This window comes from Streptomyces paradoxus (assembly GCF_014202475.1).
In the GTDB taxonomy this organism is placed as follows: domain Bacteria; phylum Actinomycetota; class Actinomycetes; order Streptomycetales; family Streptomycetaceae; genus Streptomyces; species Streptomyces paradoxus.
Map to the genome: position 1 here is coordinate 1,116,327 of NZ_JACHGV010000001.1, position 17,723 is coordinate 1,134,049.

The 17,723-nt window shown below is 72.4% G+C and carries 2 protein-coding genes; both read right to left on the reverse strand.

Annotation, left to right across the window (positions count from 1 at the left end):
* Window positions 1-79: 79 nt before the first annotated feature.
* Window positions 80-13,849, reverse strand: coding sequence for a non-ribosomal peptide synthetase (locus tag HNR57_RS04945; protein WP_184556406.1), 13,770 nt, complete (start codon window positions 13,847-13,849; stop codon window positions 80-82).
* Window positions 13,849-17,723, reverse strand: a 3,875-nt coding sequence (locus HNR57_RS04950; protein WP_184556409.1) for a non-ribosomal peptide synthetase, incomplete at its 5' end; no start/stop codon positions are given. The genes HNR57_RS04945 and HNR57_RS04950, both read right to left, overlap by 1 nt.

Here is a 17,723-nt window from a genome sequence, read left to right on the forward strand (position 1 = left end):
CGAGGTCGTCGTGGCGCCCGGCCCGCTCGCGCATGTCCGCCCGGGCCGCGCGGCGGCGTGCGCCGCCGCGCGGGAGCCGTCAGTCGTCCAGACCCAGCCACTGCGACACAGCGGCCCACGCCCTGGCCAGGTTGTCCGGTCTGGCCATCTCGTAGTGGGTGCAGTCGAGTCCGGTCTCGTGGATCTCTCCGGTGACGTAGGGCTGCCATGCCGCCGCGCCGGTGTGCGGGCGGCCGCTGTCCTCCCGCTCGGCCGTGATCAGCAGGACGTCGCCGTCGAACCGGCCGTGCTCATGGCGCCGTTGGATCTCACGCTGGTTGAGCAGGATCCGCGCGATGTTCCGGTACTCCTCCTCGGTGGTGGCCCCGAGCGCGCCCCCCGCCTGGTCGCGCACGAACGCGGTCACGGGCTCCAGCTCGTCCTCGGGTATCGCCGCGACGTCCTCCAGAGGTCCGGCCTCCGGGTCCGGCGCCGTCGGGAACTGGTCCAGGACGACCAGCGCCGCGACCTCCTCGCCTGCGGCGCGCAGCCGCACGGCGATTTCGTGCCCCACCACCGCCCCGAAGGACCAGCCCAGCAGGTGGTACGGGCCTTCGGGCTGCACCTCGCGGATCCGGTCGACGTAGCGGTCCGCCATCTCGCCGACGGAGCGGGCGAGCAGGCCGGGCCCCTGCAGTCCCCGGTCCTGGAGACCGTACAGCGGGACGTCGCTCGGCACGTACTGGGCCAGCGGCATGTAGCACCAGCTCAGCCCGCCGGCGGGATGCAGACAGAAGAAGGGCGGCCTGCTGCCTTCGGTACGGATCGGCAGCAGCTCGTCGAGGGCGTTGCGCACCGACGACAGGCTCATCCGCTTCAAGAGCTCGCCGACCGTCGGAGCGGCGAACAGATCGCGGACCGCGATGGAAACCCCCCGCTCCCGCAGCCGCTCCACGAGCCGGACCGCCATCAGGGAATGCCCGCCCAGGGCGAAGAAGTCGTCGTCGACCCCGACCGACTCCACCCCGAGGACCTCGGCGAACGCCGCGCACAGGCCGGCCTCGAAGGCCGTGACAGCCCTGTTGGCGGTGGGGTCGGCGGCGGTGACACCCGGCGCGGGCAGCGCCTTGCGGTCCAGCTTGCCGTTGGGCATCAGCGGCAGCCGGTCGATCACCACCACCGCGGACGGCACCATGTACCCCGGCATCCGGCCCTGGGCAAGGCCCCGCACCGACCGGCCCAGATCCTCCGCCTCGTCCGGCCCTGTGGCCGAGCCCGGCACCACGTAGGCGACCAGACGGTGGTCGCCCGGCGTGTCCTCGCGCACCACGACCACGGCCTGCCCGACCGAGGGATGGGTGGCCAACACCGCTTCGATCTCGCCGAGTTCGACCCGGAATCCGCGCACCTTGACCTGGTCGTCGGCGCGGCCGACGTACTGCAGCTCGCCGTCCGCGGTCCACCGGACCACGTCGCCGGTGCGATACATCCGCTCGCCTGCGGCGCCGAACGGGCAGGCCACGAAGCGCCCCGCGGTCAGACCCGGGCGGCCCAGGTACCCGCGCGCCAGGCCCTCACCCGCGATGTACAGCTCGCCCGCCACCCCGGGTGCCACCGGGACCAGGCCGTCGTCCAGGACGTAGACCTGGGTGTTGCCGATCGGGGAGCCGATCGACGTGACGTCGGCCGCGTTCTGCCGGAGCACCTTGGAGGTCGACCAGGTGGTGGTCTCCGTCGGGCCGTACAGGTTCGTCAGGGTCGGTGTGCGGCCCAGCAGGGTACGGGCCAGATCCCCGGGCAACGCCTCGGCACCGACCATGGCTCGGACCTGCGTGAAGTCGACCGGGTCGTCGGCATCGGCCACCAGGCCGCGCCACAGGCTCGGTGTCGCGTGCACCATGGTCACGCCGCCGGTGCGGATCAGCTCCCGCAGCGCCCAGGGGTCGAGCACCTGCTCCTGTGCGGCGAGGACGAGCCGGGCGCCGTTGAGCAGCGGCAGATAGAACTCGAAGCCGGCCATGTCGCAGCCATGGGTGCTCACCGCGAGCAGCCGGTCGTCGGCGGTCAGCGGGAATTCGTGCTGCATCGCCTCCAGGAAGTTGACGATCGCCCGGTGCTCGACGAGCACGCCCTTGGGGCGTCCGGTGGACCCGGACGTGTAGATGACCCACATGGGGTGCCTGGGAAGCAGCGGACGCGTGCGCTCGTCGTCGTCGACGGCACGGTCCGGCAGGGTCGATAGCTCCGCGGTCACGTCCGGGGCGTCGAGCAGTACCACCGGCACACCGGATCCGGCATCGGCATCGGCGCCGGCGTCCAAGTCGAACGATTCGAGCCGGTCCCGCATGCCCGCGCCACTGAGCACGCACACCGCGCCAGAGTCGGCGATGACGTACGCGATGCGGTCGGCCGGGTAGTTCGGGTCGATCGGCAGGTAGGCGGCGCCCGCCTTGACCACCCCGAGCAGCGCCACCACCAGGTCGACCGTGCGGTCGAAGACGACCGCGACGACCGACTCCGGCCCCACGCCGCGGCGGATGAGGTACCGGGCCACGCGGTTGGCGCGCGTGTCCAGCTCGGCGTAGCTGAGGGCGATGTCGCCGAAGGTCAGGGCGGTCGCGTCGGGTGTGCGTGCGACCTGTGCCTCGAACAGGGCGCCGACCGTGGTGTCCGGCAGTTCGGCCGCGGTGTCGTTCCACTCGGTCAGCATGCGGTGCCGCTCGTCGTCGTCGAGGACGTCCACGGCGCTGAGCCGCATGTCCGGGGCGGCGGAGAGGGCGGCGAGGACGTGGTTGAGGCGCTCGCCGATGCGCACCGCCGACGCGGGCTCGAAGAGGTCCGCGGAGGCGGTCACGGTGCCGCGCAGCCCCGCGGGCGCGCCCTGGGCGTCGTACGTCTCGACCATGCTCACGTCCAGGTCGAACTTGACCACCGACTCCGTCACGGACGCCTCGTCCGGCGCCGCGTCGGACGCCGGCCTCTGCGGGTCGCCCGCGCCGGTGGCGAGACCGGGCAGGTCGACCACCGCCTCGGCGGTGTTCTCCAGGAGCAGCATCACCTGGAACAGCGGGTGTCGGGCCAGCGACCGGGCGGGCGCGAGCTCCTCGACGAGCCGCTCGAAGGGGACGTCTGCGTGGGCGAACGCGCCGAGGCCCGCTTCGCGCACCCGCTCGAGGACCTTGCGGTAGGTCGGGTCCTGCGACAGGTCCGTGCGCAGCACGAAGGTGTTGACGAAGTAGCCGACGAGGTCGTCCAGGGCTTCGTCGGTGCGTCCCGCGTGCGCCGAGCCGATCGGGATGTCGGTGCCCGCCCCCAGTCGGGACAGGAGCACCGCGAGCGCGCCGTGCAGCGCCATGAACATCGTCACGCCCTCGGCACGCGCGACCTCCAGGAGCCGCGCGTGCACCTCGGCGGGTACCTCGATCGGTACCTGGTAGCCCTGGTGTCCGACGACGGCCGGGCGCACCCGGTCGGCCGGCAGCGTGAGCTCCTCGGGGAGGCCGGCCAGAGCCTCGCGCCAGTAGGCGACCTGACGGGAGAGCAGGCTGTCCGGGTCGTCCCCGTCGCCGAGCACCTCACGCTGCCACAGCGCGTAGTCGGCGTACTGCGCCGGCAGTTCCCGCCACTGCGGGGCCCGGCCCTCGCTGCGCGCGGCGTAGGCCACGGACAGGTCGCGGGCCAGCGGCGCCCAGGACCAGCCGTCGGTGGCGATGTGGTGGATCACCACCACCAGGACGTGTTCGTCAGAGCCGGCCTCGAACAGCCAGGCCTTGACCGGCACGGCCGCCGACAGGTCGAAGACGTGCCGCCGGGCTTCGTCGACCGCCCGCGACAGCTCCTTCGGCGCGATCCGGGTCACGGTGAGCTCCCAATCAAGCCCGGCCGGGTCGAGGACCTGCTGGTACGGCTCGCCGTCCGCGACCGCGTACACGGTGCGGAGCACTTCGTGGCGTGCGATGACGTCCTGGAACGCCGCGTTCAGCGCCGTGTGGTCCACCTCGCCCGCCAGTCGTACGGCGACCGGGATGTTGTAGGTGTTGCTGGGACCTTCCAGCTTGTCGATGATCCACAGGCGGCGCTGGCCGTACGACAGCGGCACCTGTGCGGGCCGGCCGCCCGGCATCAGCGGCGGCCGGGCCTCGCGCGCCCCGGCCAGGTGCTCGGCAAGACCCGCGACGGTCGGCGCCTCGAACAGGTCGCGGATCTCCACCTCGACGCCGAGCAGGGTCCGGATCCGGCTGATGAGCCGGACCGCGAGCAGCGAGTGGCCGCCGAGCTCGAAGAAGTCGTCGTGCACGCCGACCGCGGGCACTCCGAGGACCTCGGCGAAAGCCATGCAGAGGAGCTCCTCGTGGAGATCGGCCGCCCGGTTCCGGCCGCCGGTCTGCCCAGACCCGTGGTAGTCCGGGGCGGGCAGGGCCTTGCGGTCCAGCTTGCCGTTGCCCGTCAGCGGCAGCCGGTCGAGGACCACCACCGCCGAGGGCACCATGTGCTCCGGCAGTCGCTGCGCGGCGAACTTGCGGATCGTCGCGGAAAGGCCCGGGTCCTGCGCGGTCTCCGGGTCGTCGGCCACGACGTAGGCGACGAGGCGCCGGTCACCGGGGACGTCCTCGCGGGCGATCACCGCGGCCTGGTCCACCAGCGGGTGCGCCGCCAGGGCCGACTGGACCTCACCGGGTTCGATACGGAAACCACGGATCTTCACCTGTTCATCGGCGCGTCCCGCGAACACCACGCGGCCGTGCGCGTCCCAGCGCGCCAGGTCACCGGTGCGGTACATGCGCTCGCCCGCCGTACCGAACGGGCTGGCCACGAAGCGCTCCGCGGTCAGGTCGGGGCGGCGCACATATCCGCGTGCGAGGCCCGCACCGGCAACGTACAGCTCACCGGCCACGCCTACCGGCACGGGCCGGAGCCGGGCGTCCAGAACGTAGAAACGGATGTTGGCGAGCGGGGTGCCCACGGGGACCGTGCCGCCGGCCAGGACGTCGGCCGTCAGCGCGGTCGTGGCGACGCCGATGGTGGTCTCCGTCGGGCCGTAGTGGTTGAACACCGCGCACCCGTCCGCGGCGGACAGCAGCTCCCGCACCCACTCGTGTCGTGCGGCCTCGCCGCCGAGGACCAGTGACTTGGCGGGCAGCACCTCGGCCAGATCCCCAGCCGCCCCCAGCGCCGCCAAGTGCGAGGGGACCGCCTTGAGGTGATCGATGCGGTGCTCGGCCAGGTAGCGGCTGACGGCCGCCGGGTCGGTGACCGCGCCCTCATCCAGGATGTGCAGTTCACCGCCGGTGGTCAGGCTCGCGAACACCATGGTGTTGCCGAGGTCGGTGGCCTGCGCCTGGAGCAGTGCGTACCGGTCGCCCGGTGCACCGAGCCCGACGCGGTCCGGCACGGACGCCAGGTAGTTGGCGAGCGCGCCGTGAGTGACAGCGACTCCCTTGGGGCGGCCTGTCGAGCCGGAGGTGTAGATGACGTACGCGAGCCCGTCCGGGGCCGTCGTCACCTCCGGGGCCGTCTCGTCGGCCATGTCGAGCTGCATCCTCACCAGCGGGGAGTCGAGGGCGACGAGACGCCTGCCCGCGGGCAGGTCGTCCAGGATCTCCTCGGTGGTCAGTGTCAGGGCGGCACGGCTGTCGGTGATGAGGTGCGCGACCCGGTCGGCGGGCTGGGCGGGCTCGATCGGAAGGTAGCCGGCACCGGCCTTCCACACCGCCAGGATCGCGGCGATCATCTCCACTCCGCGGCCCAGGCACAGGCCCACCACCGCCTCCGGCCCCACGCCCTGGTCCGCCAGGTAGTGGGCCAGGCGGTTGGCCCGGACATCGAGTTCCGCGTACGAGACCTCGGCACCGTCGGCGACGATCGCCACGGCGTCCGGGGTACGGGCGGCCTGCGCCTCGAAGCGGGCCACCACCGTACCGGCGGGAACCTCGGCCGCTGTGTCGTTCCACCCCACCAGGACCTGCTGCAGCTCGTCCTGGGCCAGCACGTCGACCGAACTCAGCGGCAGCTCCAGGCCACCGTCCAACGCGGAGTCCAGCGCCGTGACCAGGTTGTCGAGCGCGGTGCGCACCAGCAGGCCCACCGCGTGCGGGTCGCCGGGGTCGGCGGAGTCCACGACCAGGCCCATGCTGTCCCCGTTGTCGTCCACGGCGACGGTCAGCGGGTAGTTGTTGAGGGGCCGCATGAACAGCCTGCGGATGCCCTCGAACCCCTCCTCCTGGTCTCGGTCCGCGGTGCGGGCGGCCGGGCCCGTGGTGTTGTGGCGGTAGTTCAGAAGCGTGGTGAACAGGGGCGTGTCGCCGGTGACGCCGCTGGCGCCCTGAGCGACGGCGAGCGGCGCGTGCTCGTGCTCGAGGAGCCCGGCCAGCTGGCTGCGCATCGCACCGACCGCCTCGAGGACGCCGACACCGGTCACGCGTACCCGCACCGGCAGGGTGTTCATGAAGAGACCGAGCACCCGGTCGGAGCCCGCGCCGGAGTTCATCCGGCCGAACAGGACCGTGCCGAAGACCACGTCCTGGCGGCCGCTGACCGCGGCGAGGGCCCGGGCGTACGCCACGTGCAGCAGGGTGGCCGGGCTGCTGCCGAGGCGGCGCGCGGTCGCGCGAACCCGGGCGTCGAGGAACGGCTCGAAGCCGAGGTGGGCCTTGTTGAGGTCGCTGCCGTCGCCGTGCACGTCCGCGACGCCGTACGCGGAGGTCGGTTCTGTCACATCGCCGAGCAGCCCGGCGAAGTACCGCTCGTGCTCCTCGCGCCGTGCTCCGTCGCGGGTCTGCGCGACGAAGTCGCGGAAGGGCAGCGGGTCTGCCAGCTCCGCTCCCCGCCCGCTCAGGAAGGCCTGGAGTTCCTCGAAGACGGCCTCGAGGGTCGTGTGGTCCTGGACCATGTGGTGCATGCGCAGCAGCGCCGCCCAGCGGTCGCTGCCGGGTACCGGCGCGATATGCAGGTCGACCAGGGGCGCCCGGCTCAGGTCCATGGACGTGCCGCCGAGCTCAAGGAGCTGTTCCACCAGATCCGGGCCGGCCGGATCCAGCGTCACCCGCTCGACGGGGATCCGGGCCTGGCGCCACACCACCTGTACCGGTTCCCGCAGCCCCTCCCACACCACGGAGGTGCGATAGATGTCGTGGCGGTCGACCAGCTGCTGGAGCGCGTCCACGAAGGCGTCGAGACGGGTGCGCGAGTCGAACTCGAGCGCGGTGGGAGCCGCGTAGGTGTCGCGTCCGGACCCCGCCATCAGGTGGTGGAAGAGCAGGCCCTCCTGCAGCGGGGCGAGCGGGTAGACGTCCGCCACATTGGCGGCGCCGCCCTCGACGGTGGCGACGACCCGCTCGACCTCGTCGGCGGACAGGTTCACCAGCGGCAGCATCTCCGGCGTGATCGCCTGTGCACCGTCGGGGATCAGGTTCGGTGGCACCTCCACGCGCTCGGCTGCCGTGCCTCCGGCAAGACCGGACGCCGTCGGCGTCTCGAACAGCGCCCGGACAGAGACGGAGATGCCGCGCAGCCGCAGCCGTTCCACCAGCGACACCGCCAGCAGAGAGTGTCCGCCGAGGCGGAAGAAGTCGTCGTCCACGCCGACCCGGTCAAGGCCGAGGACCTCGGCGAACACCTCGCACAGAATCTCCTCGCGGGCGTTGGCGGGCCCGCGGTCCACGCCCGCCGTGTACTCCGGCGCGGGCAGCGCCGCGCGGTCCAGCTTGCCGTTGACGGTCAGCGGCAGTGCGTCGAGGACGACCACCGCGGTCGGCACCATGTGCGCGGGCAGGGACGCGGTCGCGAACCGACGCAGCTCCTGAGCCAGTTCACCGCCCTGCGCGCCCTCGACCGGCACGGCGTAGGCCACCAGGCGCTTGTCACCGGGAACGTCCTCGCGGGCCACGACCGCCGCTTGTGCCACGGACGGGTGCTCGGCCAGCAGGGACGCGACCTCGCCCGGCTCGATGCGGAAGCCGCGGATCTTGACCTGCTCGTCGGAGCGGCCCAGGTATTCCAGTTCGCCGTCCGAGCGCCACCGGGCCAGGTCGCCGCTGCGGTACATGCGCTCGCCCGGTGCGAACGGCGAAGCCACGAACCGCTCGGCCGTGGCCCCGGCCTGCCCCGCGTAGCCGCGGGCCAGGCCCGCGCCCGCGATGTACAGGTCGCCCGTCACTCCGACCGGGACCGGCGCCATGTCGGCACCGAGCACATACAGGCGGGTGTTCGCGATCGGTCGCCCGATCGGCACCGACTCGGGCACGTCCTGACCGGCCGCCACCTCGAAGACGCAGCACCCGACCACCGTCTCGGTCGGACCGTACTCGTTGACCACCACCGAGCCGGGCGCCTGGTCGAGCCAGGCGCGCACGTCGGCGCCCATCAGCGCCTCACCGCCGACGATCCAGCGCCCGGCCGCATGGGCCAGCTCGCCTTCCGGCAGCAGCCGGGAAAGCAGCGGCAGATGCCCGGGTACGACCTTCACCAGGCCGAACGCGCCGGAGTTGCGCACCGCGACGGCAAGCCCTTCCGGCCCTCCCGCACGGCTGACGACCACGCGGGAGCCGGACACCAGGGGCAGCAGCAGACTGGTGACCGTCAGGTCGAAGGCCAGCGACGAGTGCAGCGGTGCGCCGCCGCCGTCGGCCATGCCGTAGGCCTGGTGCGCCCACGTCACGTAGTTCGCCAGGCCGCCGTGGGTGACCACGACGCCCTTGGGGCGGCCCGTCGACCCGGACGTGTAGATGACGTAGGCGCTGTGCTCGGGCAGCACGCTGCCGACGACCTCGGCCGGCACCGTCTCCGGCAGGCCGGCGAGCTCGGCCGTCACCTCGGGCTCGTCCAGGACCAGCACCGGTGCACCGGAGCGCTGCTCGAACTCCGCGAGGCTGCCGCGGGTACCGCGCCCGGTGAGCACGCACGCCACAGCGGCGTCCGTGAGCATGAACGCGGCACGCTCCGCCGGATACTCGGGGTCGACCGGCAGGTATGCGCCGCCGGCCTTCCACACCGCGAGGACGGCGGCCAGCGCGTCCACACCGCGTTCCAGGCACAGGCCCACCACCGACTCGGGTCCCACACCCCGGCGCATCAGCAGGTGCGCCAAGCGGTTGGCCCGCGCGTCCAGCTCGCCGTAGGACATCTCGGTGCCGTCGCACTCCACGGCGACCGCCGCGGGGTCCTGGGCGACGCGCTCCTGGAACAGCTGGGGCACCGGCCGACGCGGCGTCTCGTCCGCCGTGTCGTTCCACTCCACGAGCACCTGGCGCCGCTCGTCCGCGGCCACCACCTCGACGGTGCGCAGCGGTTGGTCCGGGCCGCCCTCGAGAACGCCTTCGAGGAGCGTCACCAGGTTCTCCACGGCGTTGCGCAGCAGATCGCCCACCGCCCTGGCATCGATCGGGGCCACCGCGTCCACGGCAAGTCCGATGCCGTCGTCCCCGTCGTCGTCCACCGACACGGTCAGCGGGTAGTTGTTGCTCTCCCGGGAGAAGACCGCCCTGATGCCCTCGGTCCCGGCCGCGCCCACCTCGTCCTCGGCCCCGTCGGCCGGACGACCGGTGTTGTGCCGGTAGTTGAAGAGAGAGGTGAACAGCGGGGTGTCGCCGGGCACGCCACTGGCCTGCTGGGCCAGGGTGAGGGACGCGTGCTCGTGGGCGAGGAGTTCGGCGAGCTGGCCGCGCATCGCGGTGACTGCGGCCGCGGCACCGAGTTCGCCGGTACGCACCCGCACCGGCAGGGTGTTGATGTACGGACCCGGCGTGCGGTCCGATCCGGTACCGGCGTTCATGCGCCCGAGCAGGACGGTGCCGAAGACGACGTCCTCGCGGCCGCTGACGGCTGCGAGCACCCGCGCCCACGCCACGTGCAGCACGGTGGCGGGGCTGGCGCCCAGGCTCCGGGAGACGCCGCGGACCCGCTCTGAAAGGCGCGCCGGGAACGGCAGCCTCGCACGGACCGCCGCCGCGCCGTCGCCGCGCGCGTCGACCAGGCCGTAGGGCGCGGTGGGCTCGTCCACATCGCCCAGTAGCGCGGCGAAGTAGCGCTCGTGCTCGGCCCGCTCCACACCGCCGCGCGTCTGCGCGACGAAGTCGCGGAAGGGCAGCGGCTCGGGCAGCTCGTCGCCCCGCCCGGCGAGGAACGCTGCCACCTCGGTGAGCAGCACCTCAAGGGCCGTGTGGTCCTGGACCATGTGGTGCATGCGTACGAGGGCCAGCCACCCGTCACCACCCGGTTCGGCCGCAGTGTGCACATGGATCAGCGGCGCACTGCGCAGGTCCATGACAGAGCCGACCTGTACGACCAGCTCCTGCACGGGGTCCGTGGCCTGCGGGTCGAGTGCGACTTCCTCGACGGGCACGGCGGCGTGCCGCCACACCACCTGCACCGGCTCGCGCAGGCCCTCCCACACCACGGCGGTGCGCAGGATGTCGTGCCGGTCCACGACCCGCTGAAGTGCACGGAGGTAGCGGTCGAGCAGGACGCGCGAGTCGAACCTGACCACGGTCGGCAGCACATACGCGTCCTCGCCGCCGTCGGCGAGGAGGTGGTGGAAGAGCAGACCTTCCTGGAGGGGGGCCAGCGGGTAGACGTCGGCGACGTTGGAGGCGCCGCCCTCGACAGTGGCGACGACCCGCTCGATCTCCTCGGCGGACAGGTCCACCAGCGGCAGCATCTCCGGCGTGATCGCCCGCGCATCCTCCGGGATTGCGTTGGGCGGTACGACGACGCCCTCCGCGCCGGCCACGTCGGCGAGCCCGGCCGCGGTCGGGGTCTGGAACAGTGCCCGCACCGAGATGGACACGCCGCGGGTGCGAAGGATCTCCACGAGGCGTACGGCGAGCAGGGAGTGACCGCCCAGGGCGAAGAAGTCGTCATCGACACCGACACTGTCCACGCCGAGGACCTCGGCGAACGCCGTGCAGAGCATCTCCTCGCGGACCGTGGAGGGGCCACGGCCGGAGCCGGTGGTGTACTCGGGGGCGGGCAGCGCCTTGCGGTCCAGCTTGCCGTTCGGGGACAGCGGCAAGGCGCCCAGGACCACCACCGCGGACGGCACCATGTACTGCGGCAGCCGCTCCGCCACCCGGGCCCGCACCGCGGCCGGCAGGTCCTCCTCGGGCGCCCCGCCGGTCACGACATACGCCACCAGGCGCTTGTCACCGGGCACGTCCTCCCGGGCCACCACCACGGCCTGCGCCACCGACGGGTGGGCGGCCACCGCCGACTGCACCTCGCCCAGCTCGATCCGGAACCCGCGGACCTTCACCTGCTCGTCCGCCCGGCCCAGGTATTCCAGCTGCCCGCCGGCGTTCCACCGGACCAGGTCACCCGTGCGATACAGGCGCTCTCCGGGTGCCCCGAACGGGTCGGCCACGAAGCGTTCCGCGGTCAGAGCGGGACGGTGCAGATAGCCCCGGGCCAGACCTGCCCCGGCGATGTACAGCTCACCGGCCACTCCGGGGGCGACCGGCGACAGGTGGTCGTCCAGGACGTACACGCGGACGTTCGATATCGGCCCGCCGATGGGCACGGTGCCCTCGACATCGCCATCGGCGTACCAGGCTGTGGTGTAGACGGTCGCCTCGGTCGGACCGTAGATGTTCGCCACCCGCGCGCCCGGGAGCTCCCGGCGGATACCAGCCACCGCGTCGGCGGTGAGCGCCTCGCCCGCGAGCACGACCGTGCGCGGGCGGACCTCGGTGCCCGAGCGGCCCAGGATCCGGGCGAATGCCGACGGCACGCCGCTGACCAGGCTCACCTGCCACGGACCGCGGTCGGCGTCGGCGAGCGCGAGGAGGTCCGGGACGAGTTCGACGGATCCGCCGGTGACCAGCGGGCCGAACAGCTCGAAGACCGACACGTCGAAGGTGAACGAGGTCGACAGCAGGACCCTTGAGAATTCGGCGCCGCCGAACTCGCCTCCCGCCCACGCCAGCAGTCCCGCCACCGACCGGTGCTCCACCACCACACCCTTGGGACGGCCCGTGGAACCGGAGGTGTAGATCACATACGCCGGGTGGCCTGGGGTCAGCGGGGCCACGCGCTCGTGCTGTCCCGGCGGGCCCGCGGGCAGAGCGGCAAGCGCGGCGACCGTCTCCGGAGCATCGAGGACCACGGTCTGCGGCCCGGAGGGCGGGAGGACCGCGGCGGTGGCCGAGGCGGCGAGGACCGCAACCGGCTCGGCGTCGGTCAGCATGTACGCGATCCGCTCGGCGGGGTATGCCGGATCCACCGGCACGTACGCGCCGCCCGCCTTGAGCACACCGAGCAGGGCCGGCACCGCGTCCGCCCCCCGCTCCAGGCAGACCGCAACCCGCGACTCCGGGCCGACGCCGAGTCCGATCAGGTGCCGGGCGACTCGGTTGGCACGGGCGTCCAGCTCGGCGTAGGTCAGCTCGGCACCGTCGCACACCACGGCGACCGCATCCGGAGTAAGGGCAACCTGCGCCTCGAACAGTTCCGTCACGGTGGCCCGCGGCGCATCGGCGGCCGTGTCGTTCCACTCCACGAGCACCCGGCGCCGCTCGTCCGCGTCCAGCACGTCGACCGCGCTCAGGCGGGTCCCCGGGTCGGCCGCGACCGCAGCGAGGACCTGGCCCAGCCGCTCGGCCAGGCGCTCGACCGTCACGGCGTCGAACAGGTCCGCCGCCGCGATGAGTTCTCCGCGCAGCCCCGCCGGGCGCCCTTCGGTGTCGAAGACCTCGGCCACGCTCGCTTCCAGGTCGAACTTGGCCGCGAGGCCGCCGGTCAGCGACTCCGGCCGGACGCCCTCCGCCTCACCCCCGGCCTGCACACCGCGCAGGTCCAGCGCCGCGTCGGCGGTGTTCTGCATGGTGAGCATCACCTGGAACAGCGGGTGCCGGGCCAGCGATCTCGTCGGGGCCAATTCCTCGACAAGCCGCTCGAACGGCAGGTCCTGGTGGGCGAAGGCGCTCCATCCGGCCTCCCGCACCCGGGCGAGCAACTCGGTGAACGTCGGGTCGCCCGACAGGTCCGTGCGCATGACGAGGGTGTTCACGAAGAATCCGACCAGGTCGTCCAGGGCCACGTCGGTGCGCCCGGCGACCGCGGCGCCGATCGGGATGTCGGTACCCGCGCCCATGCGGGAGAGCAGCGCCGCAAGGGCCGCCTGGACGACCATGAACATCGTGGCGTCCGATTCGCGCGCGACCTCCGCCAGCTGCGCATGCACCTCGGCGGGCACCGACAGGGGCACGGTGTGGCCGCGGAAGCCGGCCACCGCCGGGCGCGGCCGGTCGAAGGGCAGCTCCAGCTCCTCGGGTATGCCTGCCAACTCCCCGCGCCAGTAGGAAATCTGACGGGAGAGGACACTGTCCGGATCGTTCTCGTCGCCGAGCAGTTCGCGCTGCCACAGCGCGTAGTCGGCGTACTGCACAGGCAGCGGATCGAACTCCGGCGCCCGGCCTTCGCACCGCGCTGCGTACGCCATCGACAGGTCACGGGCCAGCGGCCGGGTGGACCAGCCGTCGCTGGCTATGTGGTGGACGACTACGACGAGTACATGCGCGTCGGGCCCGGTCGTGAACAGCCAGGCGCGGATCGGCACATCGGAGGAGAGGTCGAATGGCCGCGCCACTGCTTCCCGGGTGGCCGACGCGAGGTCCTGAGGGGCCACCTCGGCGAAGGACAGCTCCCAGGACACGTCGTCGAGTTTGAGGATGCGCTGGTACGGCTCACCGTCGGCCGTGGGGAACACCGTGCGCAGCACCTCGTGGCGGGCGATCACATCACGCAGCGAGGCGTTCAGTGCCACCCGGTCGATATGGCCCGACAGCGGTAGGACGACCGGAATGTTGTACGTCGAACCCGGCCCCTCGAGCTGCTCGATGAACCACAGACGGCGCTGCGCGAATGACAACGGAAACATCAGGAATCCCCCTGGTTACGCATGGGCCGCAACGCCGGCCGAGCTGACTTCTGCTTTCCAAGCTGTTGTGCGAGACCTGCCACCGTCGGGTTGTCGAGCAGTACTCGCAGCGGGACTTCGACGGAGAGCCGCGCGCGCACGAGGCTCACCAGGCGGACCGCAAGGAGGGAGTGGCCACCGAGTTCGAAGAAGTCGTCGTCCATGCCCACCTCGTCCACGCCGAGCACATGGGCGAATGCTTCGCACAGCGCCCGCTCCTGCGGCGTCGACGGTTCCCGGCCGGTGCCCGCCGCACCCGCGTATTCCGGGGCGGGCAGCGCCTTGCGGTCCAGCTTGCCGTTGGGCGTCAATGGCAGCCGCTCCAGCGGGACGACGGCTGCGGGCACCATGTGCTCGGGCAGCCGCTGGGCGACGAACTTCCGCAGAATACCGGATAGTTCGCCGTCGCCCGATTGCTCGCCTTCGGCCGGCGCGACGTAGGCGACGAGGCGGACGTCGCCGGGGGTGTCCTCGCGGGCCACGACCGCTGCCCGGCCCACCGACGGGTGGGTCAGGAAGGCCGCCTCTACCTCGCCCGGCTCGATCCGGAATCCCCGGACCTTCACCTGCTCGTCGACCCGCCCCAGGTACTCCAGCTGCCCGTCGGCGGTCCACCGGACCAGGTCCCCGGTCCGGTACATCCGCTCGCCCGCCGCACCACCGAACGGACAGGCCACGAAACGCTCACTCGTCAGACCGGGCCGCCGCACATAGCCCCGGGCCACCTGCGCCCCGGCGATATACAGCTCCCCCTCGACTCCGGGGACCACCGGCTGAAGCGTCCCGTCGAGCACATAGACCCGGGTGTTGGCGTTGGGCCTGCCGATCGGCACCGACTCGCCGACGTCCTGGCCCTCCATCACCTCGAAGACGGTGCACCCGACCACTGTCTCGGTCGGCCCGTACTCGTTGACGACGACCGAGCGGGGCGCCCGCTCCAGCCAGGAGCGGACGACGGCGCCGGTCAGTACCTCGCCTCCGACGATCACCTTGCGCGCCGCCCCCGGAAGCCGGTCATCCGGCGCCAGCTCGGTCAGCAGCGGCAGATGCGCGGGCACCAGCTTCATCAGCCCGAAGCCGCCGCCGGTGCCGATCAGCGACGCGAGCCCCTCGGCACCGCCGTCCTGGCTCACCACCACCGTGGAGCCTGACACCAGCGGCACCAGCACGCTGGTCACGGTGAGGTCGAACGCCAGCGAGGAGTGCAGTGGCGCCCCGCCTCCGTCCTGCATCCCGTACGCCTTGCTCGCCCACACGACGTAGTTCGTCAGGCCGCCGTGGGTGACCGCGACGCCCTTCGGGCGACCGGTGGAGCCGGAGGTGTAGATGACGTACGCCAGGCCGTCCGGCCCTCCGCACACCCCCGGCGGGGTGTCCGGGCAGGCGCCCACCGCGGCGGCGACCAGCGGGTCGTCCACGGCCAGGGCGCGGACCCGTCCCGCCGGCAGCTCGTCGAGCACCTCCTCCTCGCTCAGCAGGACCGCGACGCCGCTGTCCGCGAGCATGAAGGCGACGCGCTCGGCCGGGTACTCCGGATCGATCGGGAGGTATCCGGCGCCGGCCTTCCATGCGGCGAGGATCGCGACGACCATGTCGACGCCGCGCGGCAGGCACAGTCCGACGAGCGACTCAGGGCCCACGCCCTGCCCGACGAGGTGGTGCGCAAGCCGGTTGGCCCGCGCGTCCAGCTCGGCGTAAGAAACCTCGGCGCCGTCCGCCACGATCGCGACGGCGTCCGGGGTACGGGCCGTCTGCTCCTCGAACAGCTCGGTCACCGACGCCGTCGGCATCGCGGCCGCGGTGTCGTTCCACGCGGTGACCACCTGGTGGCGCTGGGCGTCGTCGAGCACGCGGATGCCGCTCAGCGGCGCGTCGGGGCCGCCGTCGAGCGCCTCTTCCAGCGCGGCTGCCAGGGTCTCGGCCGTCGTGCGGACGAGCGTCCCGACGGTCAGTGGGTCGATCGGGGCGACCGCGTCGACGACCACCCGCAGCCGGGCGCCGTCGTCGTCGACGGCGACCGAGAGCGGGTAGTTGGTCCGGTCGACGACCAGCACCGTCCTGACCCCGTCCAGGCCCTGCTGCTGCCCCTCCTGCGCTGCCGCGATCCGGGTTGCGGCACGACCACCTTCGTGCCGGTAGTTGAACATCGAGGTGAACAGCGGTACGTCAGCGGACACTCCACTCGCCCGCTGCGCCACGGCGAGCGGCGCGTGCTCGTGCTCGAGGAGCGCCGCGAGCTGACCACGCATGCCCTGCACCGCCTCAAGGACGCCCGTGCCGTCGCCCAGGCGTGCCCGCACCGGCAGCATGTTCATGAACGGACCGGCGACCCGGTCCGACCCGGCCCCGGCGTTCATGCGTCCGAACAGGACGGTGCCGAAGACCACGTCGTCGCGGCCGCTGACCGCTGCGAGGACCCGCGCCCACGCCAGGTGCATCACGGTGGCAGGGCTGGCGCCGATGCGCCGCGCCACCTCACGCAGCCGTCCGCTCAGTTCGTCCGGGAACGTCACCCCGGCCCGCACCACGCCCGCGCCGTCACCCCGTGCGTCCACCTGTCCGAACGGGGCGGTGGGCTCGGTGACGTCTCCCAGCAGGTCGGCGAAGAACGCCTCGTGCTTCCCGCTCTCGCGCCCGGCGCGCGCCTGGGCGACGAAGGTGCGGAAGGGCAGCGGCTCGGGCAGCTCCGCAGCCCGCCCGGCGAGCACCGCCTGCACTTCCTCAAGCAACACCACGACGGCAGTGTGGTCCTGCACCATGTGGTGCGCCCGGAACAGCGCGAGCCACCGGTCACCACCGGCCACCGCCGCCACGTGCAGCCCGATCAGTGGCGCCCTGCTCAAGTCCATGCGAGAACCGGCCAGCACGACCAGGTCCTCCGCCGGCTCGGCACCACGCGGGTCGAGTTCGACTTCCTCGACGGGCAGTCGGGCGTTGCGCCGTACGACCTGCACCGGCTCGCTCAGGCCTTCCCACACGATCCCGGTGCGCAGGATGTCGTGCCGGTCCACGACCTGCTGGAGGGCGTCGGTGAAGGCGTCGAGCCGCTCACGGGAGTCGAACTCCAGCACCGTCGGCATGACGTAGGCGTCCTCGCCGCCGTCGGCGAGGAGGTGGTGGAAGAGCAGACCTTCCTGGAGAGGGGCCAGCGGGTAGATGTCGGCGACGTTGGCAGCGCCGCCCTCGACCGTGGCAACGATCCGATCGATCTCCTCAACGGTCAGATCCACCAGCGGGAGCATGTCGGGTGTGATCGCCTGCGCGCCCTGCGGGATGGCGTTGGGCGGCACCTCGACCTGCTCGGCCCCGGCCGCGGCAGCGAGCCCCGCCACGGTCGGCGCCTCGAACAGCGCGCGGGTAGAGATGGTCACCCCGTGGGTGCGCAGGATCTCCACCAGCCGGATCGCCAGAAGCGAGTGACCGCCCAAAGCGAAGAAACTGTCATCGACACCGACACTGTCCACGCCAAGGACCTCGGCGAACGCCGCGCACAGGATCTCCTCGCGGACCGTGGAGGGACCGCGGCCGGAACCGGTGGCGTACTCCGGAGCGGGCAGCGCCTTGCGGTCCAGCTTCCCGTTCACCGACAACGGCAGCGTCTCCAGGACCACCACCGCCGACGGCACCATGTACTCCGGCAGCTGGCCCATGACGAACTGGCGTACTCCCTGCACCAGTTCACCTGCATCGACGCCTTCAGCCGCGACGACATAGGCGACCAGGCGCTTGTCGCCCGGCACGTCCTCGCGGGCGACGACGGCGGCCTGGGCCACCTGCGGGTGGCCGGCGACGACCGCCTGCACCTCACCCGGCTCGATCCGGAACCCACGGATCT